General features: G+C 71.1%; 3 protein-coding genes. All 3 read left to right on the plus strand.

Going from position 1 to position 3,665, the window contains the following annotated elements:
- Positions 1–395: 395 nt before the first annotated feature.
- The gene (locus HMPREF0731_RS12200; RefSeq protein ID WP_007004447.1) at positions 396–2,387 is read left to right on the plus strand and encodes a BCCT family transporter; all 1,992 of its coding nucleotides are present in this window, start codon (positions 396–398) and stop codon (positions 2,385–2,387) included.
- Between the two features lie 144 nt (positions 2,388–2,531).
- Positions 2,532–2,867, plus strand: coding sequence for a four-helix bundle copper-binding protein (locus HMPREF0731_RS12205; RefSeq protein ID WP_040613078.1), 336 nt, complete (start codon positions 2,532–2,534; stop codon positions 2,865–2,867).
- Positions 2,868–3,019: 152 nt separating this feature from the next.
- A complete protein-coding gene (gene aroQ / locus HMPREF0731_RS12210) occupies positions 3,020–3,475 on the plus strand; it encodes a type II 3-dehydroquinate dehydratase (protein ID WP_007004449.1) in 456 nt (151 codons plus the stop codon).
- Positions 3,476–3,665 lie beyond the last annotated feature (190 nt).

Here is a 3,665-nt window from a genome sequence, read left to right on the forward strand (position 1 = left end):
AGCGCCAGCAGCGCCGGCCCGGCGGCGCGCGGACCCCCGGCGGAGGGGCCCCCGGCGGAGGGGCTCACTGGGGCGCGGTGGCCTGGCCCGGGACGGAGGGCGGGACACGGCATCGGCGATCGACTCCTGCGGACACGCTGCGCCGCAACCTAGGAAGCGCGCCGCCCGCTGTCATCCCGCCACGGTGGCGGAGCACCCATGACAGGGCCGTGCGCGGCGCGCGGCAGCACAAGCTCAACCTTTCCCCTTCTAAAGCGTTGCAGCGCCACCGGGCCGCGCATCCGCCCGGGCGACCGCCCGGGGCGTGGCTGGCCTCCCCCTCGCCAGCCACGCCCCGCGCCCCTGCCTCCCGCCGCCGGCCGCAGGCTCCGGCATCCAGACCAGGAAGCGCCGCCATGTCCGACGCCCCATCCCCGCCCCCGCCACCCCCGGCGCCCTCTCCGGCGCCGATCAACCGCCGTGTCTTCATCACCTCCGCCCTGCTGATCCTGGGCTTCGTCAGCTTCGGGGCTCGGCGGCCGGACGATGCCGCCCGCGTCTTCGGCGCCGTGCAGGGCTGGATCACCCAGGAGCTGGGCTGGTTCTACCTGCTGGTGGTGGCCTGCTTCGTCCTCTTCGTGGCGCTGCTGGCCTTCGGCGCCAGCGGCCGCATCCGCCTCGGCCCCAACCATTCCGAGCCGGAATTCAGCTACACCGCCTGGTTCGCGATGCTGTTCAGCGCCGGCATGGGCATCGGCCTGGTGTTCTTCGGCGTGGCCGAGCCGGTGACGCATTTCCTCACCCCGCCCGAGGGCGACCCCGCCAGCATCGCCGCCGCGCGCAACGCGCTGCGGCTGAGCTATTTCCACTGGGGCCTGCATGCCTGGGCGATCTATGCGGTGGTCGGGCTGAGCCTGGCCTATTTCAGCTTCCGCCACGGCCTGCCGCTGACCGTCCGCTCCTCGCTCTACCCGCTGATCGGCGAGCGCATCCGCGGCCCGATCGGTGACGCGGTGGATGTCTTCGCGGTGATCGGCACGATGTTCGGCGTGGCCACCTCGCTCGGCCTCGGCGCCTTGCAGGTCAATGCCGGGCTGTCGCATGTGCTGGGCGTGCCGGTGGGCTTCGGGGTGCAGCTGGCGCTGATCGCCGGCATCACCGGGCTGGCGACCCTCTCGGTCGCCTCCGGCCTCGACAAGGGCATCAAGCTGCTCAGCAACGCCAACCTGGTCATGGCGACATCGCTGATGCTGTTCGTCTTCGTCGTCGGCCCCACCACCTTCCTGCTGCGCAGCTTCGTGCAGAACCTGGGCGGCTATATCGACCAGTTCGCGCTGCGCACCTTCAACATGTACGCCTATGACCCGAAGGACTGGCTGGCCGACTGGACGCTGTTCTACTGGGGCTGGTGGATCGCCTGGTCGCCCTTCGTCGGCATGTTCATCGCCCGCATCTCGCGCGGGCGGACGATCCGCGAGTTCGTGCTTGGCGTGCTGCTGGTGCCGGCCGGCTTCACCTTCGCCTGGATGACGGTGTTCGGCGACAGCGCCCTCTGGCTGCACCTGTCGGGCACCACCACGGCGGTGTCCGAGGCGGTGCGGGGCGACGTCACCCTGGCGCTGTTCGCCTTCCTGGAGCAGTTCCCGCTGGCCACCCTGACCTCGGGCCTGGCGATGCTGCTGATCGTCACCTTCTTCATCACCTCGGCCGACAGCGCGGCGCTGGTGGTCAGCACCATCACCGCCGGCGGGCGCGACGTGGTGCCGCTGTGGCAGCGCATGTTCTGGGCGCTGGCCTCCGGCCTGATCGCCGCCGTGCTGCTGGCCTCGGGCGAGGGGCTGAAGGCGCTGCAGACGGCCGCCATCGCCAGCGCCCTGCCCTTCGCCGTGGTCATGCTGCTGATGGCCTACGGGCTGTGGCGCGCCCTGCAGCGGGAGGGGCTGCGCCAGGACGCGCTGGCGCAGAACCTGCCGCCGCGCCAGGGCCGTTCCTGGCAGCGCCAGCTGCAGGGCATCCTGGCGCACCCGACCCGCCAGGCCGGGCTGGGCTTCGTGGCCAACACCGCCGCCCCGGCGCTGGAGGCGGTGGCGGCCGAGCTGCGCGGCCGCGGCCTGAGCGCCGAGGTGGAGGCGCGCGAGGACCGGCTGCGCCTGGTCACCATGCCCGGCGCGCCGGAGGAGTTCCGCTACGGCATCCGCCTGCGCCGCTACGCCATGCCGAGCTTCGCCTATTTCGAGAGCCGGCCGGAGCAGGAGCAGCGCGAGCATTACTGGCGCGCCGAGGTGTTCCTGGAGGATGGCAGCCAGGATTACGACGTGATGGACCTGACGCGGGACGAGCTGATCCAGGACGTGCTGTCCCAGTATGAGCGGCACTTCCAGTTCCTGCACGCCAGCCGGGCCTTGTGAACCGAAGGCGGGTGCAGGGGACCCCGTCCCCTGCTGGGGGTGTCTGAGGGGGCAAAGCCCCCTCAGGGCTTCCCTGGCCCGGTGGGGCTGCAACCGCCCCCCCTTGCCCCCTGTTCAGCAGGGATGAGCAACAGGAGGTCCGCCATGTCCCATCTCTCCGCCGAGATGCGCGCCTGCATCGACAACTGCCTGTCCTGCTACGCCACCTGCCTGGGCAGCCTGTCCGGCCATTGCCTGGAGATGGGCGGCCGCCACACCGCCCCCGACCATGTCCGGCTGATGCTGGCCTGCGCCGAGATGTGCCGCACCGCGGCGCATTTCATGCTGCTCGGCACCCGGCACCACCAGCACACCTGCGCCGAATGCGCCGAGATCTGCACCGAATGCGCCGCCGAATGCGAGGCGCTGGGTGGCATGGAGGAATGCGTCACCGCCTGCCGCCGCTGCGCCGAGAGCTGCACCGCCATGGCCAAGGGCTGAGGCGGGGCCGGCCGGGGCGCCGCCGCCCCGGCGGCGGGGCGTGAGAAACAAGGGGTTGCATCCTGCGCGCAAAAGCGCGAGAGGCCGATGCTTGCGGCGCGGAAACCCTCCGTGCTAGGCGCCGCCGCACCGGACCGGACGGAAACCCCCACGTGAACCCGCCGCTGATCTTCGTTTTGAACGGCCCCAACCTGAATCTGCTCGGCACCCGCCAGCCCGAGATCTACGGATCCGAGACGCTGGACGATATCGAGGCGCTCTGCGCCGAGACCGCCGACGCGCTCGACCTGGCGATCGATTTCCGCCAGACCAATGTCGAGGGCGAGCTGATCTCCTGGGTGCAGGAAGCGCGGAACATGGCGGCGGGGATCATCATCAACCCGGCCGGCTACAGCCACACCTCGATCGCGCTGATGGATGCCCTGCTGGCCTCCGACCTGCCGGTCGTCGAGGTGCATCTCAGCAACATCCATCGCCGGGAGTCGTTCCGGCACCTGTCCTATGTGTCGCGCGCGGCGCAGGGGGTCATCTGCGGCCTGGGGCCGCATGGCTATGCGCTCGCGCTGCGCGGCATCGCCGGCATCCTGGCCCAGGCGGAGCAGGATTGAGCGGCGGGCAGGGTATCAGAGAGGTTCCATGAGCGGCATTTCCTTCACCCCGGATTCGATCCGGGCGCTGGCCCAGATCCTGCGGGAGACGGACCTGACGGAGATCGAGCTGGCCGATGGCGAGGCCCGGCTGCGCGTCACCCGCAGCGTGACCGTGGCGCCGACCGTGGTCGCCGCCGCCCCCGTGGCC

Origin of the sequence: Pseudoroseomonas cervicalis ATCC 49957 (assembly GCF_000164635.1) — a bacterium.
GTDB lineage: Bacteria > Pseudomonadota > Alphaproteobacteria > Acetobacterales > Acetobacteraceae > Pseudoroseomonas > Pseudoroseomonas cervicalis.

What these genes read in the sequence shown, in the direction of transcription:
- HMPREF0731_RS12200 (WP_007004447.1), top strand. Translation starts at nt 396, where the DNA reads ATGTCCGACGCCCCATCCCCGCCCCCGCCACCCCCGGCGCCCTCTCCG.
- HMPREF0731_RS12205 (WP_040613078.1), top strand. Translation starts at nt 2,532, where the DNA reads ATGTCCCATCTCTCCGCCGAGATGCGCGCCTGCATCGACAACTGCCTG.